Origin of the sequence: Burkholderia catarinensis (assembly GCF_001883705.2) — a bacterium.
GTDB classification, from domain to species: Bacteria; Pseudomonadota; Gammaproteobacteria; order Burkholderiales; family Burkholderiaceae; genus Burkholderia; species Burkholderia catarinensis.
Genome location: NZ_MDEQ02000009.1, coordinates 53,515 through 76,337 on the forward strand (window position 1 = coordinate 53,515; position 22,823 = coordinate 76,337).

The 22,823-nt window shown below is 65.5% G+C and carries 20 protein-coding genes and 2 pseudogenes; 17 read left to right on the forward strand and 5 right to left on the reverse strand.

What is annotated here, in order from left to right; all coding sequences use genetic code 11:
* Positions 1-56 precede the first annotated feature (56 nt).
* Positions 57-1,586: pseudogene (locus BFF94_RS16155) on the forward strand (amidase).
* A 131-nt stretch (positions 1,587-1,717) separates the two neighbouring features.
* Entirely contained in the window at positions 1,718-2,761 is a 1,044-nt protein-coding gene (locus BFF94_RS16160; RefSeq protein ID WP_246637338.1) for an AraC-like ligand-binding domain-containing protein, read from the forward strand.
* 374 nt (positions 2,762-3,135) lie between these two features.
* Here the strand turns inward: BFF94_RS16160 and BFF94_RS16165 are convergent.
* Positions 3,136-3,432 (reverse strand): annotated as a pseudogene (locus tag BFF94_RS16165) (transposase); the annotation flags it as partial.
* Between BFF94_RS16165 and BFF94_RS16170 the strand changes: the two are divergent.
* From BFF94_RS16170 to BFF94_RS16235, 14 genes are all read left to right on the forward strand, one after another.
* On the forward strand, positions 3,392-3,727 hold the full coding sequence (locus tag BFF94_RS16170) for a hypothetical protein (RefSeq protein WP_128844007.1): 336 nt from the start codon (positions 3,392-3,394) through the stop codon (positions 3,725-3,727). The pseudogene BFF94_RS16165 and the gene BFF94_RS16170 sit on opposite strands and share 41 nt — an antisense overlap.
* Before the next feature lie 157 nt (positions 3,728-3,884).
* Positions 3,885-4,379, forward strand: a complete 495-nt coding sequence (locus BFF94_RS16175; RefSeq protein ID WP_246637339.1) for a hypothetical protein — start codon at positions 3,885-3,887, stop codon at positions 4,377-4,379.
* Positions 4,315-4,908: an Lrp/AsnC family transcriptional regulator gene (locus BFF94_RS16180; RefSeq protein ID WP_246637340.1), complete on the forward strand. Its 594-nt coding sequence runs from the start codon at positions 4,315-4,317 to the stop codon at positions 4,906-4,908. Before BFF94_RS16175 ends, BFF94_RS16180 begins: the two co-directional genes overlap by 65 nt.
* Positions 4,909-5,058: 150 nt before the next feature.
* Complete coding sequence (locus tag BFF94_RS16185; protein ID WP_128844005.1) at positions 5,059-6,138, forward strand: homoserine dehydrogenase; 1,080 nt, start codon at positions 5,059-5,061, stop codon at positions 6,136-6,138.
* Positions 6,135-7,565, forward strand: coding sequence for an aldehyde dehydrogenase family protein (locus BFF94_RS16190; RefSeq protein ID WP_219139542.1), 1,431 nt, complete (start codon positions 6,135-6,137; stop codon positions 7,563-7,565). Before BFF94_RS16185 ends, BFF94_RS16190 begins: the two co-directional genes overlap by 4 nt.
* 77 nt (positions 7,566-7,642) lie before the next feature.
* Positions 7,643-8,440, forward strand: a complete 798-nt coding sequence (locus BFF94_RS16195) for an ABC transporter ATP-binding protein (protein WP_128845317.1) — start codon at positions 7,643-7,645, stop codon at positions 8,438-8,440.
* Positions 8,441-8,471: 31 nt separating this feature from the next.
* A complete protein-coding gene (locus tag BFF94_RS16200; RefSeq protein ID WP_128845315.1) occupies positions 8,472-9,251 on the forward strand; it encodes an ABC transporter substrate-binding protein in 780 nt (259 codons plus the stop codon).
* 74 nt (positions 9,252-9,325) lie between these two features.
* The gene (locus tag BFF94_RS16205) at positions 9,326-10,003 is read left to right on the forward strand and encodes an ABC transporter permease (RefSeq protein WP_128845313.1); all 678 of its coding nucleotides are present in this window, start codon (positions 9,326-9,328) and stop codon (positions 10,001-10,003) included.
* Between the two features lie 12 nt (positions 10,004-10,015).
* The gene (locus BFF94_RS16210; RefSeq protein WP_128845311.1) at positions 10,016-10,711 is read left to right on the forward strand and encodes an ABC transporter permease; all 696 of its coding nucleotides are present in this window, start codon (positions 10,016-10,018) and stop codon (positions 10,709-10,711) included.
* 43 nt (positions 10,712-10,754) lie between these two features.
* On the forward strand, positions 10,755-11,924 hold the full coding sequence (locus BFF94_RS16215) for a trans-sulfuration enzyme family protein (protein WP_128845309.1): 1,170 nt from the start codon (positions 10,755-10,757) through the stop codon (positions 11,922-11,924).
* A 25-nt stretch (positions 11,925-11,949) separates the two neighbouring features.
* Positions 11,950-12,897, forward strand: a complete 948-nt coding sequence (gene dapA / locus BFF94_RS16220; protein ID WP_128845307.1) for a 4-hydroxy-tetrahydrodipicolinate synthase — start codon at positions 11,950-11,952, stop codon at positions 12,895-12,897.
* Positions 12,898-12,902: 5 nt separating this feature from the next.
* Entirely contained in the window at positions 12,903-13,823 is a 921-nt protein-coding gene (locus tag BFF94_RS16225; protein WP_246637341.1) for a homocysteine S-methyltransferase family protein, read from the forward strand.
* A complete protein-coding gene (locus BFF94_RS16230; RefSeq protein WP_128842793.1) occupies positions 13,820-14,257 on the forward strand; it encodes an Lrp/AsnC family transcriptional regulator in 438 nt (145 codons plus the stop codon). The genes BFF94_RS16225 and BFF94_RS16230 overlap by 4 nt, the downstream gene beginning before the upstream one ends.
* Positions 14,258-14,478: 221 nt before the next feature.
* Complete coding sequence (locus BFF94_RS16235) at positions 14,479-15,258, forward strand: GNAT family N-acetyltransferase (RefSeq protein ID WP_128842794.1); 780 nt, start codon at positions 14,479-14,481, stop codon at positions 15,256-15,258.
* Positions 15,259-15,356: 98 nt separating this feature from the next.
* Here BFF94_RS16235 and BFF94_RS16240 read toward each other — a convergent pair whose 3' ends face one another.
* Genes BFF94_RS16240 through BFF94_RS16255 form a run of 4 tightly spaced genes read right to left on the reverse strand, consistent with a single transcriptional unit; the run spans position 15,357 to position 21,053 of the window.
* Positions 15,357-16,634: an MFS transporter gene (locus BFF94_RS16240; RefSeq protein ID WP_128842795.1), complete on the reverse strand. Its 1,278-nt coding sequence runs from the start codon at positions 16,632-16,634 to the stop codon at positions 15,357-15,359.
* Between the two features lie 26 nt (positions 16,635-16,660).
* The gene (locus BFF94_RS16245; RefSeq protein ID WP_128842796.1) at positions 16,661-19,483 is read right to left on the reverse strand and encodes a molybdopterin-dependent oxidoreductase; all 2,823 of its coding nucleotides are present in this window, start codon (positions 19,481-19,483) and stop codon (positions 16,661-16,663) included.
* A complete protein-coding gene (locus tag BFF94_RS16250; protein WP_128842797.1) occupies positions 19,464-20,318 on the reverse strand; it encodes an FAD binding domain-containing protein in 855 nt (284 codons plus the stop codon). Before BFF94_RS16250 ends, BFF94_RS16245 begins: the two co-directional genes overlap by 20 nt.
* A 57-nt stretch (positions 20,319-20,375) precedes the next feature.
* Entirely contained in the window at positions 20,376-21,053 is a 678-nt protein-coding gene (locus BFF94_RS16255; RefSeq protein WP_128842798.1) for a TetR/AcrR family transcriptional regulator, read from the reverse strand.
* Positions 21,054-21,385: 332 nt separating this feature from the next.
* Between BFF94_RS16255 and BFF94_RS16260 the strand changes: the two genes are divergently transcribed.
* Positions 21,386-22,798 carry a GAF domain-containing sensor histidine kinase gene (locus BFF94_RS16260; protein ID WP_128842799.1) on the forward strand — a complete coding sequence of 471 codons (1,413 nt, stop codon included), beginning with the start codon at positions 21,386-21,388 and terminating at the stop codon, positions 22,796-22,798.
* The last annotated feature ends 25 nt before the right edge of the window (positions 22,799-22,823 follow it).

Here is a 22,823-nt window from a genome sequence, read left to right on the forward strand (position 1 = left end):
TCGTGCTGGCGCCGCGCAGTTCGGGCGGCGCCGCCTTACCGAACTGGAGAACGTCGATGGCCATCAAACGCCCGACCCGCGAACAACTTTCCGACATCGCAGCCGGCTTCGGCTTTCATGTCGATGCCCGGCAGCTCGCCGATTACGACGAGGCGCTGCAGGCGAATTTCGACGCGTACGACGCGATCGACGCGCTGCCCGACTATCTGCCGGCCATAGCGTATCCGCGCACGCCAGGCTACCGCCCGGAAGGCGACGAGAACCGTTATGGCGCGTGGGCGCGCTAGAGCACGATCCACGGCGCCGCCGACGGCAAGCTGCGCGGCAAGACTGTGGCCGTGAAAGACAACATCTGCGTCGGCGGCGTGCCGATGCGCAACGGCGCGAGCACGTTCGAGGGTTACGTGCCCGATATCGACGCGACTGTCGTCACGCGGATGCTCGACGCCGGCGCGACGATCGCCGGCAAGTCGACCTGCGAGTACTACTGCTTTTCCGGCGGCTCGCATACGAGCGCGTCCGGGCCAGTGCTTAATCCGCGCAAGGCCGGACATTCGGCCGGCGGTTCGTCGTCCGGCAGCGGTGCGCTGATCGCGAGCGGCGAAGTCGACATGGCGCTCGGCAGCGACCAGGGCGGCTCGGTGCGGATTCCGTCCGCGTATTGTGGTGTCTACGGAATGAAGCCGACGCACGGCTTGGTCCCGTATACCGGCGCAATGCCAATCGAGGCGACCGTCGACCACCTCGGGCCGATGACGAGCAACGTGCTCGACAACGCGCTGTTGCTCGACGTGATCGCTGGTGACGACGGGCTTGATCCGCGCCAGCGGGCGCTGCCGCCGCGCGCCGACTATCTCGGTTCGATCCGAGACGGCATAGCCGGCCTGCGGATCGGAATCCTGCGCGAAGGGTTTGGACTCGCGAATTCGGAGGCGGTCGTCGACGAGGCCGTGCTCGTCGCCGCGTACCAGTTGCGCCAGCTTGGCGCGAAAGTCGACGAGGTATCGGTGCCGTTGCATGCGGCCGGAACGTCGATCTGGCTGCCGATCGCGGCCGAAGGCGCGACTCAGCAGATGATGAAGGGCAACAGCCACGGCTTCAACTGGGGTGGTCTGTACGTGACTGGCATGATCGATCATCACGCGGGCTGGCGCGAGCGTGCCAACGAGCTGCCGGATACCGTCAAGGTGACGATGCTGCTCGGAGAGTATTTCACGAGCCGGTATCGCGGCCGCTATTACGCGAAGTGCCAGAACCTCGCACGGCGGCTGCGTGCAGATTACGACACGGCCCTGCAATCGTACGATCTGTTGCTGATGCCGACTGTGCCGATCCGCGCGTCGAAACTGCCGGAGCCCGGTTGTGCGATGGCCGAATCACTGACGCGCGCGTTCGAGATGCTCGCGAATACGGCACCGTTCGACGTATCCGGACATCCGGCAATATCGCTTCCATGCGGGATCGCGGAAGATCTACCGATCGGACTGCAACTGGTCGGGCGTCGCTTCGACGAGGCGACGATCTACCGGTGCGCCTATGCGTATGAACAGTCGTCCGACTGGCGCCAGACGACGTTCGCACAATGAGCCTGGCACGTCGGCGCACCCCGTGTCGCGTCGGCGGGCAACGCGGCGCAAGCTTTCGAATGGGTTGGACAACGCGTTTTTGAATGGGCACGCTACTCGCTGCCGTTTGCTCATCCATGTGGGGCACGATCATGACAACACATTCGCTCCCTCCCGTCCCCGGTAGCGAGGCCTTTGGCCTCGCGCCAGGCGGTGCGCCGTTCGAATGGACGCGTTCGTCAATCGAGGTCGCGACCGACGGCTCTGTCAGCCAGCGCATCGAATTCTGGCGCGAGATGATCCTGCGCCTGTTTGCGGATGTTCAGATCGCGGCGGTCCAGAAAGACGATTTCTTTGGCCGGGTGCGGCAGCGCAAGTGCGACAAGCTGCGGATCTCGGAGATCCACGCGAGCGAGCAGGCGGTGACCCGGCGCTTTCGTCAGGCGCGTAGCGAGTACGAGGACAAGTATTTCGCGGTACTGATGCTCGAGGGTAGCCAGTCGGTCGAGCAGGACGGCAAGATCGTCACACTGCGTCCGGGTGATTTCGCGGTGTACGACGCGACAAGGCCGCATCACCTGCAGTTCGGCCAGTCATGGCGCGAAATCGTCGTCAGCATTCCGCGCACGACGCTAAACCAGCTCGTCGTCGGGATGGAGCACCGTACCGCTTGCCCGATGCCGACCGGGCAAGGAGTCGGCTGCGTGATGCGCGGGTTTCTCGAACAGATGTCGTCGCAGATCCGCCACGTGTCCGAGGACGAGATGCTGCAGTTGTCGGATACCGCAATCTCGCTGATCGCGATGACACTCGGGAGCCTGCAGCGCAACGACGTCGCGCAATCGCGGATGAAGGCGCTGACGCTCATGCGCGTGAAACGGCATCTGCTCGAACATCTGCGCGACCCGGAATTGAACCCCACGATGGTCGAGCAGGCGACCGGGATATCGTCGCGGTACATCAACAAGCTGTTCGAGGCAGAAAACACATCGCTGATGCGCTACATATGGAACCTGCGGCTCGAACGGTGCGCGGAAGATCTCGCGAATCCGCAATGCGGGGTGCTGCGTGTGTCCGACATCGCGTTGCGCTGGGGATTCAACGACATGTCGCATTTCAGCCGAGCGTTCCGCGAACGGTTCGCGATGGCGCCGCGGGCGTGGCGCGGGCAAGGTGGTGCGGGGGCGGCGAGTTGACGGTGTGGCGGTTCCCCGCCGATCCAATTGTCGGTATTCGCTATGGAGAGCGCTCCGCGCCTGAGACGCCTCTCATTGATGCCGAGGCGTTTTAATGATCCCAGCCATAGGTGTCTCCGAACCGACCGCCCCGGCAGACCATCCGGCAGATCTTCAACATCGCATCTTTCAGTCGATCTGATTGAAAATGGCGCATTAAAATCAATGACGTATATAGGGACACTGTTCAAAACGACGTCAGCAACAGCCTGCTGACGACGTGCGGGCAACGTGACGAAATCGATGAGAAGCGACGCTCGAATCCGATGTCATCGGCGGCATGAATATTTGGTTCCGCTCCCATCTCGGCCCGGTCGGGCCGGATGCTGATGCGATCACGCCGCGGCGTGACGCACTATCCGTCGACGCATCATCCACCGATTGCTCAACGCGAGCAGCGTATGCAGTTGCTGCGTGTTCTTCATCAACCCGCGATAGCGCACCTTGACGTGACCGAACTGGAGTTTGATGACCCGAAACGGGTGCTCCACCTTTGCGCGAATGCGCGCTTTGAGCCGTTCGTACTCGTCGAGCAATTGACCCAGCGTGGTGTCCTTGTCCAGAGCGCGACGCTTGCCCGGACGCATCGCAATGTGCCATTCGGCCTGGACGTCCTGCGTTTCCTCGCGCTTGCCCCTGGGCTATCTGCTGCCGCTCGATGCGCAAAACGATTTTGAGGCAGAAGCCGCGACCATTTTGCCGCTGCTCATTCATCGACGAGACGAAATACGTCGCAAATTCTATGGTTTTCGATTATTTCCATCTCACGTGCGGGAAAGTGATATTTTTTGCGTCGCACGTGGGCGTTATGATTTCTTCAACCCAATCTCTGTCGGTAGAACCCTTGGGGCGCGCCAGCATGGCTGCGAGGCGGCTCCACAAGCATTGAGAGAGTTGTATGTCAGCCACGCCATTCGTCGTCATTGAACGCGCCCGCAGGCGAACCGCACAGGTTCGGTCCGGAGACGCGCTCGTTGCGTTGCAGGCCGGGCCCAAGTGGGTGTGTCACATCGTGCCGGATCATGAGGCGCGGGCCGGAACCGGATTCATATCATCGGCGTGCTCGGCCAGGGTGCTTGGCCGAATGAAGCCTGCGAACATCGTGCTGACGGATCCTGTCCCGCACGTCGGCGGCTGGCTGGCGCGTTCGTCAACCGATCGAGCGGGCCGATGTCGAGCGTACGCTCATCTCGGTGAGGACAGTGTCCTTGAGATGGTCGGCATGCCAAGCGCCGGCCCGTGGCTCGACGAACGCGATACCTGGTGGCCGGGCGCGTACGAGCTACCGCTGCTTGAGCTGTTGTCCGCGGCCGCGCCGTCTCTGCCCGATCCGCTCGGCGCGGCTGCATCTGCGCATATTCTGATGAGCCTGACCGAAATCGACGGAACTGCGCTTGTAACCGAATCGGATGACGGCATCGAGCGACCGTTCCGTATTCCCGCAGGCGTGGATACGGTTCATTTCACGCCGGTATGCATCGACGGAGCGGCTGAGCACTGGCGCGACATGCTCGTTGCCGCGTTCGACCGCGTCCGGCGTCTCGTCGGGATCAGGTCGTCCCGCCCTTTCTACCTTTGACCCGAACACCTCTTGCCCCGCGAGCCGCGCCATGACCGACTCACTCGACGCCTTTGACCGCAAGATCTTGAATATCGTCCAGCGCGACTGCACCACCACCGCGGATGCCATCGCCGAGCGGATCGGCCTGTCTACGTCCGCGGTGCAGAAGCGGCTGAAGCGGATGCGCACCGAAAAGATCATTTCTGCGGAAATCGCGGTGGTCGATCGTGCCGCGGTCGGCCGCCCGATGACCTTCATCGCCGCGATCGAAATCGAACGCGAAAACTACGAGACGATCGCGAAGTTCCGCGAGTGGTCGAAGTCGCGCGACGAGATTCAGCAGATCTATTACGTGACGGGCTCCGTCGACCTGATCGCGATCATCACCGCGTCAGACGTCGAAGCGTACGACCGATTGTCCGCACGGATCATGCAGAGCAATCCGATGATTCGCCGCATCAATACGAACGTCGTGCTGAATCCACTCAAGATCGGGCTGTTCGTGCCGGTCGAGAAGGACGGCGACGACGAGCCGCCCGCCGGCTGACACGAACGCACGGCACGAGGACGGCCGATCCGGCCGTCCTGCATGACCAACCGCAATACACGCATGCGATAACGGCCGAAACGCATAATTTGGCGATCGATTCGCACCACTAATCTGTTTCCTGAATTCACTGAACAGGAGATGATCGAAATGGAACTCAAGTTGGCACTGGTCGGCTTTGGCGGCGTCAATCAAGGACTGGTCGAGCTGCTCAAGAAGAAGCGCGCGATGCTGCAGGCCATGGGGCTCGACGTGTCGGTCACGATGGTCGCGGATCTGCGGCTCGGGATCGCGACGAATCCCGGCGGCATCGATCCGGACGTGCTCGACGAAACGGCGCGGCGCGGTGTCGACGCCGGCGTGCTGCACCGCGACGCCGGCACGCAGGTGTCGCCGGACGTCAGTCTCGACGCGGTGCTGAAAGCGATCGCGTCGGAGCACGTCGATGTCGTCGTCGAAGCAACCTTCACCGATCCGAACACCGGCGAACCGGCGCTGTCGCACTGCCGCACCGCGCTCGAATGCGGCAAGCACGTGATCACCACCAACAAGGGGCCGATCGCGTTTGCGCAGCAAGCGCTGATGCGGATCGCCGCGCAGTCGGGTGCGTGCCTCAAGTACGAAGGCACGGTGATGAGCGGCACCCCGGTGCTGCGCCAGCTCGCGACGACGCTGCGCGGCTGCGATGTGAACGGCTTCGCGGGCATTCTCAACGGCACGTCGAACTTCGTGCTCGGTCAGGTCGAGGGCGGCGCGAGCTTCGACGCGGCGATCCGAGATGCACAGCAGCGCGGCTATGCGGAAGCGAACCCGGCGGCTGACGTCAATGGCTCGGACGTGCAGCTGAAGGTCGTCATTCTCGCGAACACGCTGTGGAACGCGGGCCTCACGCGCGGCGATGTAGCGTGCCGCGGCGTCGTCGAGCTGACCGAGGACGACGTGCGCGCCGCGGTAGCCGACGGGATGTCGTGGCGGCTGATCGGGTCGGCGGTCCGTTATCCGGACGGCACGGTGACCGCAAGCGTCGAGCCTCGCAAGCTGGCGGCCGGCCATCCGCTGCGTGCCGCGAGCGGGGTGACGAATGCGATCACGTTCGACACCGATGTGCTCGGCGGCGTGACGATCAGCGGGCCCGGCGCGGGCCGCGAGGAGACCGCGTTCGCGATCCTGTCGGACCTGATCGAGCTCGGCGAGCGCATCGGCGCCGCGGCGCAGGAGGTGCTCGCATGACCGCGCGCGATGCAGTGATCGGCGGCTTCGCGTCGGCCGCCACGGCCGACATTCGGTCGCCCTATGACGGTAGCGTCGTCGGCACGGTCCGCCTGTCGCCGGTCGACGTGGCGCCGGCACTCGTCGAGTGCGCGCTGGCTGGCGCGCGCGCGGCTGCCGCGCTGCCGCGCAGCCGGCGCGCCGACATCCTGTGCCGCGCGGCGGCGTTCGTCGAGGCGCGCGCGGAGACGCTCGCGCGCACGATCGCGCTCGAAGCAGGCAAGCCGCTGCGGCAGGCGCGCAAGGAGGTCGCGCGCTGCGTGAACACGCTGCGCCTGTCCGGCGAAGAGGCGAAGCGCCTCGTCGGCGAGACGCTCCCGTTCGATGCGTATCCCGGTTCGGAGGATCGCAGCGGCTATTACACGCTGGAGCCGCTCGGTGTGATTCTCGCGATCACGCCGTTCAACGATCCGTTGAACCTTGTCGCGCACAAGCTCGGGCCGGCGATCGCGACCGGCAACGCGGCGATCCTGAAGCCGTCGCTGCTCGCGCCGCTGTCCGCACAGGCACTCGTCGAGATCCTGTGGGAGGCCGGAGCGCCACGCGACGCGTTGCAGATCGCGCACGGCGGCGCGGAGATCGCGTCGGCGCTGGTGCGCGACCGGCGGATCCGGATGGTGACGTTCACCGGCGGCCCGGCGACCGGCGAGTCGATCACGCGCGACGCGGGGCTCAAGAAGATCGCGATGGATCTCGGTGGCAACGCGCCCGTGATCGTGATGGCCGACTGCGACCTGAGGGACGCAGCCGAGTCGTGCGTATCGGGCGCGTTCTGGGCCGCGGGCCAGAATTGCATCGGCACGCAGCGGATCTTCGTGGCCGAGGCTGCGTATGAGCCGTTCGTCCGCCACTTCGTCGAGCTGACCCGCAAGATGGTCGTCGGCGATCCGCTCGACGACGCGACGGACATGGGGCCGATGATCTGCGAGGAGCAGGCGAGCAGGATCGAACGCTGGGTCGACGACGCGGTCGCGGGCGGTGCGACGGTGCTGACCGGCCATCGCCGGCGCGGCGCGGTGTATGAGCCGACCGTGCTCGTCGACGTGCCGTGCGACGCGCGCGTGTGGACCGACGAAGTGTTCGCGCCGGTCGTGACGATTACGAAATTCACCGACCTGCAGCAGGCGCTCGACGCTGCGAATGCATCCGAAAGCAGTCTGCACGCGGGCGTCTTCACGAGCCGTCTCGAAGTCGCGCTCGGCGCGGCGGAGCAGCTTCAGGCGGGCGGCGTGATGATCAACGACTCGTCCGACTATCGCTTCGACGGCATGCCGTTCGGCGGATTCAAACATGGGTCGCTGGGCCGCGAAGGCGTGCGGTTCGCGATGACGGAAATGACGCAGCCGAAGGTGGTGTGCTTCAAGCGCAACCGGGTGCTGTCGAGCTGATGCGCTGCGCCGGCGCGTGGGGCGCCGGCGCAGCGCGGACCGGGGCGATGTGCAACGTATCGAAGAGGGAGTCGGGGATGCCAGCAGCAATTCCTGCATGCAAGCCAGCGGCCGACGTGCTGGTGGTCGAGGATATTCACAAATCGTTCGGCGGCGTCGAGGTGCTGAAAGGCATCTCGCTGACCGCGAGGAATCACGAGGTCGTGTCGATCCTCGGCAGTAGCGGGTCGGGCAAGAGCACGTTCCTCAGGTGCATCAACCTGCTGGAAACGCCCGACCGCGGCCGGATCCGCGTCAACAACGAGACGCTCGCGCTGAAGCCGGCCGGCCGAGACGGCGCGCTTGTCGTCGCCGATCCGAAGCAGGTGATGCGCGTGCGCCGCAAGCTCGCGATGGTGTTCCAGCAGTTCAACCTGTGGGCGCACATGACGGTGCTGCAGAACGTGATGTTCGTGCCGGTGCGCGTGCTCGGCATGCCGAAGCGTGATGCGCGCGACAAGGCGATCGCGATGCTCGAGCGCGTCGGGCTCGCGGGCAAGTGCGAGCACTACCCGAACCAGCTGTCGGGCGGCCAGCAGCAGCGGGTCGCGATCGCGCGTGCACTCGCGACCGATCCCGAAGTGATGCTGTTCGACGAACCGACGTCTGCGCTCGATCCGGAGCTCGTCGGCGAAGTGTTGAAAGTGATGCGCTCGCTCGCGGACGAGGGTCGAACGATGCTGGTCGTCACCCACGAGATGGGTTTTGCGCGCGAAGTGGCGAACCGCGTCGTGTTCGTCCATCAGGGGCGGATCGAGGAGGACGGCAGTCCGGACGAAGTATTCGTGAGCCAGAAATCGCCGCGTTTCCAGAAGTTTCTGTCCAGCATCATCTGATGCGGATCCAATGCCAACCGGAGGGGAAATCATGAAAAAACTATTTCAGTCGCTGTGCGTGGGTGCAGCCTTGCTCGGATCCGTCGCGCATGCCGAACAGGTCGTGCGGGTCGGCACGCTCGCCGATTACGCACCGTTCGAATACAAGGACGCGTCCGGCACGCTGCAGGGCATGGAGATCGACGTCGGCAAGAAGATGTGCGACGCGATGAAGGTCAGGTGCCAGTGGGTGACGATGGACTTCGACGCGTTGATTCCGGCACTGAAGGCGAAGCAGATCGATGCGGTGCTCGCGCAGATGTCGAAGACGCCGGAGCGCGAGCAGTCGGTCGATTTCACACGCATCTTCACGACGGCGCCGGTGCAGTTCGTCGCGAAGCGGGGTTCGGGCGTCACCGACAACCCGGCAGCGCTGCGCGGCAAGACGATCGGCGTGCAGACTGCGTCGACGCACGAGTCCTATTTGCGCCGCCGCTTGCCGGCGAGCAAGTCGGGCGTCAACGTGAAGGTCTACCAGACCCTCGACGAAGCGTGGCTCGATCTCGAGGCCGGCCGCATCGACGGGGTGCTCGCGGACAGCACGGTGGCCTACGACTGGCTGGCGAAGTCCGGCAAGAAGGACGGCTTCGACTTCGTCGGCAAGCCGATCGCCGACGCGGAGACCTTCGGCGACGGCACTGCGATCGCCGTGCGCAAGGGCGACGCGGCGCTCAAGACGCTGTTCGACAAGGGCATCGCCCAGGTGCAGGCCGATGGAACGTTCTCGGCCGCCAACAAGCGCTACTTCCCGTTCAGCATCGCGCCACAATAACCGCGCATCGGGTACGCGCGGCCGCCGGGCGGCGGCGCGCGGCCGGTCTGCGCCTCGGAAGGAGCGATACCACGATGAACATGTTGGTGAACTACGGCGCCCAGATCGCGGCGGGCGCGCTTGTCACGCTGGAACTCGCGCTCGCCGCGCTGTGTCTGGGCATGCTGTTCGGCATCGGCGGTGCGTCGGCGAAGCTGTCGAACGCCCGCTGGCTAAGCGGCGCGACCTACGCGGTGACCAATTTCCTGCGCGGCATTCCCGAATTCCTGATCCTGCTGATCTGTTACTTCGGGCTGTCGCGTCTGCTCAATACGCAGTTCGACGGCGCGATCACGGTCAGCCCGTTCTCGGCCGGCGTGATCGCGCTCGCGCTGGTGTTCGGCGCGTACTCGTCGGAGATGTTCCGCGGCGCGTTCCTCGCGGTGCCGGCCGGCCAGATCGAGGCGGCGCGTGCGTACGGGATGACGCGCCTGCAGACGCTGTGGTTCGTCCGCTTGCCTCAGGCCTGGCGGATTTGCCTGCCCAGCCTGAACAACATGTGGCAGAACTTGCTGAAGGACACGTCGCTCGTATCGATCGTCGGGCTCGAGGACATGCTGCGCAAGGCCAACATCGCCGCACAGTTCACCAAGCAGCCGTTCGTCTTCTACATTGCGGTCGGCCTCGTCTACTTCGGTTTTCTTGCTGTCTCCAACCCGGCGTTCGCGTGGCTCGAACGCGTCGCGAGCCGCGGCTACGCGACACGCACCTGAACAGGCCCCGCCATGAACGACTTTCTTGCCCTGATCGCCCAGTCCGGCCCGGACATCGCGCGCGGCGTGTGGATCACGCTGGAACTGCTGGTGCTGTCGTGCACGCTCGCATTCGCGCTTGCGGTGCCGCTCGCCGTCGCGCGTGTGTCGGAGAGCCGCTGGTTGTCCACGCCGAGCCGCCTCTTCATGTCGGTGTTTCGCGGTACGCCGCTGCTCGTGCAGATCTTCGTGCTGTATTACGGCCTCGCGCAGTTCCCGGCCGTGCGCGCGTCGCCGCTGTGGCTGCTGATCGGCGGCTCGTTCTCGTGCGCGCTATGTGCGCTGACGCTCAACCTCGCCGCCTATATGGCGGAGGATCTCCGCGGCGGGATCGCCGCCGTGCCCGCCGGTGAAAAGGAGGCCGCGCTCGCGTTCGGGATGAGCCGCTTCATGCTGACCTGGTGCGTGGTCGTGCCGCGCGCAATCGGCATCGTCGCGCCGACACTCGGCAACGAGATCGTGCTGCAGCTCAAGTCGACCGCGCTCGCGAGCACGATCACCGTGCTCGACCTGACGGGCGTTGCGCGGCGCATTTCGATCGAAACCTATACGACTGACGCACTGATGCTGGCCGGCATCGTGTACGTCGGCATCACGGCGGTCCTGTCGACCGTGCTGAGACGCGTGGAAGGCACGCTCAACCGCCATCTGGGCCGTGTGCGTGCATAGCGGCGCCGGATGGAACCGACCTATCGAACGATCCGAGGACGACATGGGATACAAGCTTGAAACGCTGGCGCTTGCCGCCGACCGCGATGTGACCGACGAGAAAACGGTCGCGCCCGCGATCCACTATTCGGCCGTGTTCAAGGCTGCCGGCAGCGAGGAATTCGCGGAGATGTCGAGCGTGCCGCAGCATCCGCGCAACTACACCCGCTACGGTAACCCCGTCCACGAGCGTGTGAAGGCGGTCATGGCCGAGCTGGAAGGCACGGAAACCGCACTCGTCACGGCATCCGGGATGGGGGCGATCGCGACGGCGATCCTCAGCCTCGTGAAGGCCGGCGATCATGTGATCGGCCAGACGCGCCACTACATGAGCACGACGAAATTGCTCGACGACATGCTGCGCAAGTTCGGCGTGGACGTGACGTTCGTCGACCAGACCGACGCGGCCGCGTTCGACCGTGCGATTCGTCCGAACACGCGGCTGATCGTGCTCGAAACGCCGGTCAATCCTCTTTTGCTCGTGACCGACATCTCGGCGGTGACCGAACTCGCGCGGGCGCGCGGCATCCTGACGCTCGCGGACAACACGTTCGCGTCGCCGGTTAACCAGCAGCCGCATCGGCTCGGTGTCGACATCGTCGTCCACAGCGCAACCAAGTACCTCGGTGGTCATCACGACCTCACCGGCGGCGTGATCTGCACGAGCCGGGTGCTCGCCGAGCAGATCTGGCACACGCACATCACGCTTGGCTCGGTGTTGTCGCCGATGGACGCATGGCTGCTGTTGCGCGGCCTGCGCACGCTGCCGCTGCGCGTCGAGCGGATCAATGCGAACGCGCTCGCGCTCGCCGAGTTTCTCGAACGGCATCCGAAGATCGAGCGCGTGTGCTATCCGGGCCTGCGCAGCCATCCGCAGCACGCGCTCGCGTGTCGGCAGATGCGCGGGTTCGGCGGCGTGGTTGCGTTCGGCGTGCGGGGCGGCTACGACGACGCGCAGCGTTTCGTCGAGGCGCTTCGCTTGCCGCTGAACGCCGGCAACCTCGGCGGCGTCGATTCGCTCGCGATCCACACGGCGTCGATGTGGGCCGGCACGATGTCTGCGGAGCAGATGCGCGCGGCCGACATTCCCCTCAACTTCATTCGCTACTCGGTCGGCGTCGAGCACGTCGACGACCTGACGGCGGACCTCGCGCAGGCGCTGGAATGCATCTGACCTTCCGGCTCACCGATACTCGACCATGACCCATCTTTCCCAACCGATCCGGGGCAGCATCGTCGCGCTCGTCACACCGATGCACGACGACGGCAGCCTCGATTTTCCGGCGCTGCGTGCGCTCATCGACTGGCACGTCGCGAGCGGCACCGCCGCGCTCGTCGCGGTCGGCACCACCGGCGAATCTCCAACCGTCTCCGTCGACGAGCATCTGCGCGTGATCGCAGCGTGCGTCGAGCACGCCGCCGGACGCATCCCGGTGATCGCCGGCAGCGGCGCGAATTCGACGGCCGAGGCGATCGAGCTGACCACGCGTGCGAAGGCGCTTGGCGCGAGCGCGTCGCTGCAGGTGGTGCCGTACTACAACAAGCCGACGCAGGATGGCCTGTACCGGCACTTCGCGCGGATCGCCGAGGCGGTCGACCTGCCTGCGATCCTCTACAACGTACCGGGCCGCACGGTGGCCGATCTCCGCGATGAGACGGTGTTGCGCCTTGCGAGCGTGCCGGGCATCGTCGGTATCAAGGACGCGACGGGCGACCTCGAGCGCGGGATGCGCGTGTTGCGCGCGGCGCCGCCCGGTTTCGCGGTCTACAGCGGCGACGACGCGACCGCGCCGCTTCTGATGCTGATGGGCGGCAGCGGCAATATATCCGTGACCGCCAACGTCATGCCGCGCGCGATGGCCACGCTGTGCGACGCCGCGCTCGCCGGCGATGTGGCCACGGTGCGCGAATTGCAGCTTGCGATGATCGACCTGCACGGCGCGCTGTTCGCCGAAGCGAACCCGATCCCGGTGAAGTGGCTGCTCGAGCGGATGGGCAAGGTGCGCGGAGGCATCCGGTTGCCGCTGACGCGTCACGATGAGCGCTTTCATGTGGCGCTGGCGGATGCGTACGATCGCGTAGAGGCGGCGTACGATTCGATCCTGCAGCAGCCGGGGTCGATCGCAACGGTGGAGCTCGGACAATGAACGGAATGACGCTACTCGACGGCGGCATGGGGCGCGAGCTGGCACGAATCGGCGCGCCGTTCCGGCAGCCGGAATGGTCGGCGCTCGCGCTGATGGAAGCGCCGCACTACGTCAATCTCGCGCATGACGCGTTTATTGCCGCGGGCGCCGACGTCATCACCGCGAACAGCTATGCGATCGTGCCGTTCCATATTGGCGAAGACCGGTTTCGGCGCGACGGCGCCGGGCTCGCGGCGCTCGCCGGGCAGATCGCGCGGCAGTCGGCCGGCCGCGCGGGGCGGCCGGTGCGCGTCGCCGGCTCGCTGCCGCCGACGGGCGGTTCGTACCGGCCCGATCTGTTCGACACGGCGCGCGCCGACGTGATCCTGGCGACGCTCGTCGACGGACTCGATCCGTATGTCGACCTGTGGCTGGCGGAGACACAGAGCCTGACCGGCGAGATCGGCGCGGTTCGGCGCGCGCTGGGTGCGAATTCGAAGCCGCTATGGGTGTCGTTCACGTTGCGCGACGATGTCGATGACGGCGCGCAGCCCGTGCTGCGGTCGGGGCAGACGCTCGACGAGGCGGTCGACGCCGCGTTGTCGGCGCGCGCTGCCGCGCTGCTGTTCAACTGCAGCCAGCCCGAAGTGATGGGGCCGGCAGTCGAAGCGGTGCGAGTCGCGCTTGTGCGCGCGGGCGCGGCGCTGCCGGTTGGCGTCTATGCGAACGCATTTCCGCCGCAGCGCGATGACGCGCAGGCGAATGAGGAACTGCACGGATTGCGCAGCGACCTCGATCCGCCCGGCTATACGCAATGGGCAGGGCAATGGATCGAGATGGGCGCGCAGATTGTCGGCGGGTGCTGCGGCATCGGCCCCGACCACATCGCGGCGCTGCGGAGCGCGATCGATGCGCGCGGTGCCTGCACGACTGGAACGGCGGTATGAAACTCGACGGCATCGACCGGAAAATCATTGATGCGTTGTGTGCGGACGCGCGCATTCCGCTTGCCGCGCTGGCCGATCGGATCGGCCTGTCGCGGCAGGCCGTCCGCCATCGGGTAGATCGGCTGGAAGCACTGAAGATCATCGCGGGATACACGCTGCGGCTCGCGTTGCCCGACGATGCGGCACCCGTGCGCGCGGTGATGCTGGTCTATCGCAAGGACCGGATGCGCGGCGCGGACGTACTCGCCGCGCTCGAGGGGATCGCCGAGGTGCGCGATTGCTCGGTGCTGAGCGGGGAGGTCGATCTGCTGGTTCAGATCGAGGCCGCGTCGCACGAGCGGATCAGCGAGATATGGGCGTCAATCAGCGCGACTGACGGGGTACAGAACATGACAACCTGCTTCGTGCTCGATTCGGTGGTTCACAAACGATGAGCGCCTTGCCGCAGTGCAAATGCGATCTGCTCGTCCGTCAACTTGCTCGTGTTCATGGCATGGCCTTCGTGTCCGCCTGGACACATCAGGCCGAATTTCTCCACTTTTGAACCGGACTATTTCCTGGGTCAGGGTCAATGTCATTTCACGGCGGCATGGAATGAATCGGTTGCTCGAGTGTTGTCGATAGATATCAGCTACCGACCTTGTTCAGGAACGAAATGAGTGCTTTGACCGAACTGCTGGATGCTTCCGTCGCCGCGTGGAACGAGTCGATCGACGCGTTTTGTCGCTTGCAGGATGTGGGCTTCGTGGAACGCGGCGCGCATGGAACGAAGGCGATCTACAGTGGCGCGCCCGTGGCCGTGCTGAACGCGGTCATCAGCGTGACGCGTCAGCCCGATGTCGACGAAATCAGGCGTCTTTCCGGAGTGTTCAGCGCGTGCGAATTGCCGTGGAGCATTCAGACACGCGATGCGAGCACGCAGGCCGACGAGATCCGGCGGATCGCGGACGATCATGGCCTGACGCAACATGTCGCGTTGCCGTTCATGACGAAGCGGCTGGAGCGCGCCGTCGCGCCGGCGAACGGCGACGGGCAAGCGGTCGTGCGGCGCGTAACGGCAGCGGACAGCGAACGGTACAACGGCGCGCTTGCCGCTGGCTATGAGGCGCCGGAGGGCGTATTTCGAAGGCTGAGCGCGCCGGCGGTCCTGGAAGCCGACGGCATGATGGGCTTTTGGGTGGAGTTCGACGGGATCCCGGTCGCGACCTCGTTCGGCGTCGTGCGCAACGGTCAGGTCGGCGTATTCAATGTGTCGACACTACCCGCCTATCGGCGACGAGGTTACGCGCGGGCCGCGACTCAGGCGGTACTGGATGCCGCGTTCGAGACAGGCGCGCATACCGCGTTTCTGCATTGCACGCCGGCAGGGCGCCACGTGTACGAGTCGATGGGCTTTACCGCCGGCGAGGCGTGGCAGGTATACGTCGGTCGCTGAGTGACGTGGGCGCACGCACTCGGGAATCGCTCGCGTTTTCCGGGCAGCGCCCGGCGAATTCGCCGGGCATTGAACGGCGGTCATTCCATCGCCGGCAGTCAAAGCGATGTGGCTTTCGTCTCCGGCAACAGGAGAACCGCCAGCAGCACCACGCCATAGGCCGCGCCCGAAAAGATCGCGATGGCCAGCGCCAGGCCGAGCGAATGGCTCAGCATCCCGACGAGGCTCGGGAACAGCGCGCCGATCCCGCGACCGAAGTTATAGGTGAAGCTTTGCGCGTTCGCGCGGAAGTCCGACGGGTACAGTTCCGTCAGGTATGCGCCGACCCCGCTGAAGATGCCGCATGAAGAAAAACCCAGCGGAAAGCCCAGCCACAGCATCTGCGCATTCGACAGCGGAAGCGTCAGGTACAGACACACCGACACGAGGGACAGCGCGGAGAACAGCATGAAGTTGCGCCGGCGTCCCCAGAGGTCGGAGAGGTACGCGCCGACGACATATCCGCAGAACGACCCCACGATGATCACGAACAGATACGCGCTGGTGTCGAGCACGGACAGGTGTCGCTCGATCTTGAGGAATGCCGGCAGCCAGGTGGACATCGCATAGAAACCGCCCTGAATGCCCGTGCATAGCAGCGCGGCCAGGACCGTGCGTCGCACCTGCGAGCGCGAGAAGATGGCCCACACCGACGGCTGGCTCGCGCCTTGTTTCCTGGCGGCGTCCGCCTGCACGAACACGTCGGGTTCCTGCACGTGCTTGCGGACGTAGAGCACGAGCAAGGCGGGCACGATTCCAACCCAGAAAAGGCTGCGCCAGGCCAGCGACTCGGGCAGAACGGAAAACGCAATGCTGTAGAGAATCGCCGCGCAACCCCAGCCGATTGCCCAGCCGCTTTGTACCAGGCCGACCGCCTTGCCGCGATGTGCCGGCGCGACGATCTCGCCGATCAGCACGGCGCCCACGGCCCATTCGCCGCCGAAGCCGAGCCCTTGCAGCGCGCGAAGGACGAAGATCTGCTCGAAATTCTGCGCGAAGCCGATCGCCAGCGTGCAGACCGAGAACCACAGGATGGTCCCTTGCAATACCTTGACCCGTCCGTATCGATCGGCCAGGATGCCGGCGATCCAGCCGCCCACTGACGAGAAAATCAGTGTCACGGTGCTCAGCAGGCCTGCCTTGCCGCGATCGAGGCCCCACAGGTCGATCAGCGAAGCCAGCACGAAGCTGAACACCATGAAATCGAACGCATCGGTGGCCCAGCCGGCGAACGACGCCTTGAACGCGCGCTTTCCCGCAGGATCGAGTTCCCCATACCAGGACGGGCGGAATACGGCAGGTAACGAGACTCGCCCGGCATTTCTTGTTGATGTCATCGAGTTATCCGCGGGTGGAAACGGCTCTATCGAAGCCCTGCAGGCTGGTTTTGGGTCGCGAGCGCCAGCCGGACGACATCCGGTGTGGCGGGGGCTTCGCGGATGCGTACGCCGGTCGCGTGATGGATGGCATTCAGGATGGCCGCCGCCGTGGGGACCAGCGCCGGCTCGCCAATGCCTTTTGCCCCGTAGGGGCCGACGGCCGTCGGCGCTTCGATGAAAATCGACTGCACGTCGGGCATGTCATGCACCGTCGGAATCACATACTCATGCAGATTGTTGTACTGCCCGGGGTGATACTTCTCCATCAGCGCCATGCCGATGCCTTGTGCCACCGCGCCTTCGATCTGACCTTCGAGCAGCGTCGGATTGACCATTCTGCCCACGTCGTGCGCGGCCACGACCTTGAGTACCCGGACCCGCCCGCTCTCGCAGTCCACCGCGACTTCGGCCATCTGCGCGCCGAACGCGTAGGTGGCGTAAGGCGTGCCTTGCCCCGACGCATCGAGCGACGTCGTGGGGGGATCGAAGCTTTCTTCCGCCGCGATGACGTAGCCGTGCGCATCGATCGGCAGCGTTCGGAGATCCAGTGCAGTGCCGTTGACGGCAATCCCGCGCGTATCGGACGAAATCCGCGCATCGGGTGCCGCGCCTGCCAGTGCGAGCAGCCGGTGACGCAGTGTCGTTCCGGCCAGGAAGGCCGCTCGACCGGTGATGAACGTCTGGCGCGACGCCGACGTGCGGCCGCAATCGGGCGTCAACGCGGTGTCCGGTCCGACGAATTGCAGCCGATCGACCGGTACGCCCAGCGCATCGGCCGCGATTTGCGGAATGACGGTGTTCGCGCCCTGGCCGGCATCCACGGCACCCTGGTGCAGGACGATCGTGCCGTCGGGCCGGATGCCGAAGCGGACGGTCGACGGGTTCGGCAATGCGGTGTTGCCGCAACCGTAGAAGAACGCCGCCAGGCCGACGCCATGGCGAAGGTGGCCCGGCGCCGCCGCATTCAGCGTGGCGATCCGGGCGTGCGCGTCACGCCACGCCGGTCGCAGTGCATCGAGGCAGGCGACGAGACCCACGCTGTCGTCCAGGACTTGCCCGGTCGGCAGCGTGTCCCCCGGCCGCAGCGCGTTCATCGCGCGAAACTCGAGCGGATCGATGCCGGTCGTGAACGCCAGCTCGTCGATGAGTTGTTCCTGGGACATCGTCGTTTGCGGTACGCCAAAGCCCCGGAATGCGCCCGCGGCCGTGACGTGCGTATGAATCGCACGTGCACGCGCCGTGTAGTGGGGAATGACATATGGGCCGCCGGCATGCACCGGTACCCGATTGGCGACGGCCGTGCCCCAGGACGCGAATGCGCCGGTATTGAAGTCGGCGTCGAACGTCACGGCACGGAGCCGGCCATCGGCATCGGCGGCCATGCTCGACGTCATTCGGCCGGGATGGCGCTTGGTCGATGTGGCCATCGATTCCTCGCGCGAGAACACCATCGCGACGGGCTTGTCGAGATGCCAGGCCGCGATCGCGAGCAGCGGCTGGACCGTCATGTCGAGCTTGCCGCCGAAACCGCCGCCGACCGCGGTCGCCACGACGCGCACCCGCTCTGGCGGGACGGCAAGAATGCGTGCGAGATCGCCGCGATGCGGATGCGGCGCCTGCGTGGACGAATGGATTTCGATGGTGTCGCCCACGCGTCGCGCCCAGCCGGCCTCGGGCTCGAGGTATGCGTGCTCGACGAAACTGGATTCGAACGTTGCGCTCACGACGTGACGGGCGCCTTGCATCGCGCGTTCCGGGTCGCCGCGGCGCACCAGCCCCTCGATCAGCACGTTGCCGAGACGATCGGCGTGCAACTGCGGGCTTTCGTCCAGCACGGCATCGGCGATCGCGAGAACCGGCTTCAGCGGTTCCCAGCTCACCGGAAAGCGGTCCAGGTCGAGCGCCGCGATGGCGGCGCGCTCGCCGACCACCAGCGCCACGGCCTCGAGATGGTGGCGCGTCTCCGTCTCCGGCAGGACGGGCTGATCCGCGTACGGTGTCGCGACACCGTGCAGATTCATGCCGGGCACATCGGCGTGGGTGAGGATGCGATGCACGCCCGGATGGGCATCGACAAAAGCGTCGAGGTCGCCGAACGCGAAACGCGCGCGGTGATGCGGACAGCGGACCGCGCGCAGGAACAGGCTGTCGGCCGGATAGTCGTCGGCGCCGAAACGCTGGCTGCCATCGACCTTTTCGGGCCCGTCGAGGCGCGTCAGCGGTACGCCGACGGACGGCCCTTCGGACGGGGCAACCGTCCGGCACCGCGCGGCGGCGCCGCATCCCACCTCGGTCACGGCGTCGACGATCTTCTGATAGCCCGTGCATCGGCACAGCACGCCGTCGATGGCGGCCCGCGCACCGGCGCGGTCGGTCACCTGGCCGGCGTCGATTGCCGCCGCCGATGCCGTGAGCATGCCGGGCGTGCAAAAGCCGCATTGCACCGCCTGATGCGCGAGAAACGCCTCCTGCAGGCGGCCGCCGCATCGGGTGCCGTCGGCGAGGCCTTCGACGGTGACGACACGGCGTCCCGCCACCTGTCCCACCGGAATCAGGCACGCGTAACGCGCGTCGCCATCGACGATCACGGTGCAGCTGCCGCAGTCGCCCTGGCGGCAACCTTCCTTGGTGCCGAACTGGCGCAGGTCCGCGCGCAGATGGTCGACGAGCCGCTGCGAGTGGTCTGTCGGCAGGCTCCGCCGCGTGCCGTTGAGTTCGAACCAGTCCGGTTCCGGCGAAACCGGCGTGTTGCCGTCCGCGGTGGTGTCGCGAACGTCGGCAAGCGGGTCAAGCAGGGGATGCGCCACGTGCGTTCTCCTCGATGCAGCATGTGAAAGCGCGCGTGACCGCCAGCCGCGCGAGATGAATGCGATGCAACGCGGTCGCCCGGCAGTCGTCGACCGGAGACAGCTCCGCAAGAGGTGCCGCTGCGATCACGCCGGCCAGTTCGTCGAGCCGCCGGCCCGCCAGTGCCGCCTCGAGCGCCCGCATCCGGCGCGCAACGCCGGATGCGCCGCCGACGGCAACGGCGGCCGCCTCCACCGTACCGTCCGCGCACACGCGCAGCTGCGCGGCGGCCGACACGACGGCGATCGCCGAGCCGTCGCGATTCGTGCATTTGATGAACGACGTGCGGTCGTGCGTGCGCGGTTGCGCAAACAGCACGGCAACCAGCAGTTCGTCCGCATGCAGCGCGGTCCGGCCGTTGCCGAGCAGGAACTCGGCCAACGGCAGGCGGCGCCCGCCCCGCAGGCTCGCCAGCTCGACGCGAGCGTCGAGCGCCAGCAGCGCGGGAATACCGTCCGCCACCGGCGACGCATGGCATACGTTTCCGCCGATCGTGCCCTGGACGCGAATCTGCCGGGGGCCGACGCAAGCGGCCGCCTCCGTCAGCGCCACGGGCAACCATGCCGTCCGGGCGATGGCTTCCCAGGTGGTCGCCGCGCCGATGCGGATGACGCCGTCGTGCTGCTCGATGGCGCGCAAGGCGTCGATGCGGCTGATATCCACCCAGGCCGATCGGGCGGGCACGAGGCCGATATCGGCAAAGGCGTCGGTGGCCCCGCAAACGATGCGTGGCCGAGGCTGTGCCGCAAGGCTGCCGAGCACTTCGTCGATGGTGTTGGCGCGAAGATAGTTCATCGCAAGGGGGCCTGCATCCTGATGGTCACGAGGGTCGATATTGGCGCCGGCACACGCTCAATCATCGGTCGATGGATCCTTGCGGACCACCCGCAGCACGCTGTCGATCACGAACGTCTCCCAATGGCGCACGGCATCCGGCGCATTCAGTTCCTCCCCGAGGAACGCGGACAACGTATACAGGTTCGACGTATAAAAATACGCGGTCGAGATGATCAGCAGGAAAACGTCGCGCGCCCTCAGCCCCTTGCGAAACAGGCCTTGTTCGACGCCGTTCTCGAGAATCTTCGCGATGATCTCTACCGCATGCGACGAATACTCGCCCCGGCGCTCGAGCTTGGACAAGTGCTTGCCCTTGTGCAGGTTCTCCGTGTTGAGCAGCGTGATGAAATCGGGATTGCGCCAATAATAGTCCAGCTTGAAGCGAATCACGGATTTGAGCGCTTCCACGGGGTTCGAAGCATCGGGCGCCATTTTGAGTTCCGCCTCGTCCATCCGTCGATAGATGCCTTCGAGCACCGCAACGAACAGCCCCTCCTTGCTCCCGTAGTAGTAGTAGATCATCCGGTCATAGGATTTCGCCAGCCTGGAAATCCTTTCCACGCTGCCGCCTTCGTAGCCGTAGCGCGCGAAGACCTTGGTCGCCGCGCGCAGGATCTTGTCACGGGTTTCCTGTGCCGCTGCCTCCCGGACACCGGTTCCGCGCACAGTCTTGCCTTTTGCTGCTTGAGCCATACCGTTCCTATGGCGGCCGACAACCTGGCCATGCCGCCTGAAAAAAACTCTCAATAGCGGGATTCCGTGTTTTTTGTACAGGGAACGCTACATGAACTACGGATTCTACGGAACTCTTGGCGTGTCCGCAACATGACATAAATGTATCGTAAATTCAAAGAGTTATATTTGACTTCGACGGCCGGGTGGCCAGCATCGCGAGCGCACGTCCGACATCTTCACGTTTTTATTTTGAGAAAGTGCTGCTACCATTCGTTTGTGGAGTACTCACTACATGAAATGTCAATTTCAGGTTGGCAGAGGCCGATGCCCGGTAAGCAGGAGATAGACGCATGAACAACGAACTCGACGATTCCTGCAGCGCTTTCGCTGCGCGGACTTCCTGGAAATCGCTCTCCGACGCGAGCGGCCCTGAAACGACCCCGGTCTTTGAGGAACTCATGTCTCAATCGCTGCCCGCACTGGACATGCATGTGTTGCGCCAGGTTTCCCACATGATGGCGGACGAGGTTCCGCCCGCGACGCGCGTCGGGAAATTGCTCGAGGCTGCGATACAGGGTACGGCAGCGACGTGGGGCGTGATTGCGGTCATGCGCGAAGGCGGCTGGGAGGGGGCCGCCGGTGCGACGGCGGCGGATGCGCCGCACGTGGAGCGACTGCCGGTCGACCGGTTGCCGCTCCCGATCATTGCCGCCGCCGTCCATCTGCGCAACGGACTGGTGCTGCCCGATGCCTGCTCTGCCGACCATTGGCGGACGGACGACTATGTGCGCCGTCGCAAGCCGCGCTCGGTGATCTGCGTGCCGATACGGTGCAATGGCGCATTGATGGGGGCACTGTATCTGGAACACGGGGGCTTGCCTGGGGTCTTTACGCCGGCGAATACCGCGTTGGTCGAGATCATTGCGCTGCATGCCGGGTTCGTTCTGGAGAACCTGCGTCTGCACGACGAGCTTGCCGCTCGGCAGGCACGCGCGGACAGCATCGCGGCAAGGATCGGCGACACGCCTTCCGACGCGGATCGTGCCGAGCGGCTGAAGGCCTACGGCGAGCTGGCGGCCTCGATCGTGCATGAAGTCGCGCAACCGATCACGGCAATCGACACTTCCGCGCGCGCGGGGCTGAAGTGGCTCGATCGCGGCGCGCCGAACCTCGACGCCGCGCGCGAGATGTTCGCCCACATCTGCGCGTGCGCCGAGCGCGCGCGCACCATCATCCGCGCGCTGCGCGCCAACGCACGGCACGAAGCGCCCGCGTTCGCAACGTTCGATCTTGCCGAAGCGCTTTCCGAGGCGGCCGAGATCATGGCAAGCACGCTGGATGCGATGAAGGTGAGCTTGCGCGTCGACGGACTCGAGTCCCCGCTGCCGATGCGCGGCGAACGCATTCCGCTGCAGCAGGCCGTCATCGGCCTGCTGATGAACGGCGCGGAATCGATGCTGTGCATCCCCGAGGAGCGCCGCGTACTCGTGCTGGCGTGCGAAGCCGTTCAGGATGGCTTGCGCATTCGGATCGACGATAGCGGCGACGGCATCGATCCGCGATTGGCGCAACACATCTTCGAACCGCTGTTCACCACCAAGCCGCACGGCATGGGCATGGGCCTTTCCATCTGCAAGTCGATCGTGGATGCGCACGATGGTCAACTGGCACTGACGCCGCGCGTCGAAGGCGGCACGCGCGCAATGGTGACGCTCCCGCGTTTTCCGGTTGACGGTGCCGCGGCCGCGCATCAGGCGGCGTGATGCGCAGCGACGCGTGCAGTCATTT

Coding starts and splice junctions, on each gene's coding strand:
- BFF94_RS16210 (WP_128845311.1), top strand. CDS start 10,016: ATGAACGACTTTCTTGCCCTGATCGCCCAGTCCGGCCCGGACATCGCG.
- BFF94_RS16225 (WP_246637341.1), top strand. CDS start 12,903: ATGACGCTACTCGACGGCGGCATGGGGCGCGAGCTGGCACGAATCGGC.
- BFF94_RS16235 (WP_128842794.1), top strand. CDS start 14,479: ATGAGTGCTTTGACCGAACTGCTGGATGCTTCCGTCGCCGCGTGGAAC.
- BFF94_RS16190 (WP_219139542.1), top strand. CDS start 6,135: ATGACCGCGCGCGATGCAGTGATCGGCGGCTTCGCGTCGGCCGCCACG.
- BFF94_RS16185 (WP_128844005.1), top strand. CDS start 5,059: ATGGAACTCAAGTTGGCACTGGTCGGCTTTGGCGGCGTCAATCAAGGA.
- dapA (WP_128845307.1), top strand. CDS start 11,950: ATGACCCATCTTTCCCAACCGATCCGGGGCAGCATCGTCGCGCTCGTC.
- BFF94_RS16250 (WP_128842797.1), bottom strand. CDS start 20,318: ATGAACTATCTTCGCGCCAACACCATCGACGAAGTGCTCGGCAGCCTT.
- BFF94_RS16215 (WP_128845309.1), top strand. CDS start 10,755: ATGGGATACAAGCTTGAAACGCTGGCGCTTGCCGCCGACCGCGATGTG.
- BFF94_RS16160 (WP_246637338.1), top strand. CDS start 1,718: ATGACAACACATTCGCTCCCTCCCGTCCCCGGTAGCGAGGCCTTTGGC.
- BFF94_RS16230 (WP_128842793.1), top strand. CDS start 13,820: ATGAAACTCGACGGCATCGACCGGAAAATCATTGATGCGTTGTGTGCG.
- BFF94_RS16200 (WP_128845315.1), top strand. CDS start 8,472: ATGAAAAAACTATTTCAGTCGCTGTGCGTGGGTGCAGCCTTGCTCGGA.
- BFF94_RS16260 (WP_128842799.1), top strand. CDS start 21,386: ATGAACAACGAACTCGACGATTCCTGCAGCGCTTTCGCTGCGCGGACT.
- BFF94_RS16170 (WP_128844007.1), top strand. CDS start 3,392: ATGTGCCATTCGGCCTGGACGTCCTGCGTTTCCTCGCGCTTGCCCCTG.
- BFF94_RS16195 (WP_128845317.1), top strand. CDS start 7,643: ATGCCAGCAGCAATTCCTGCATGCAAGCCAGCGGCCGACGTGCTGGTG.
- BFF94_RS16175 (WP_246637339.1), top strand. CDS start 3,885: ATGAAGCCTGCGAACATCGTGCTGACGGATCCTGTCCCGCACGTCGGC.
- BFF94_RS16205 (WP_128845313.1), top strand. CDS start 9,326: ATGAACATGTTGGTGAACTACGGCGCCCAGATCGCGGCGGGCGCGCTT.
- BFF94_RS16240 (WP_128842795.1), bottom strand. CDS start 16,634: ATGACATCAACAAGAAATGCCGGGCGAGTCTCGTTACCTGCCGTATTC.
- BFF94_RS16255 (WP_128842798.1), bottom strand. CDS start 21,053: ATGGCTCAAGCAGCAAAAGGCAAGACTGTGCGCGGAACCGGTGTCCGG.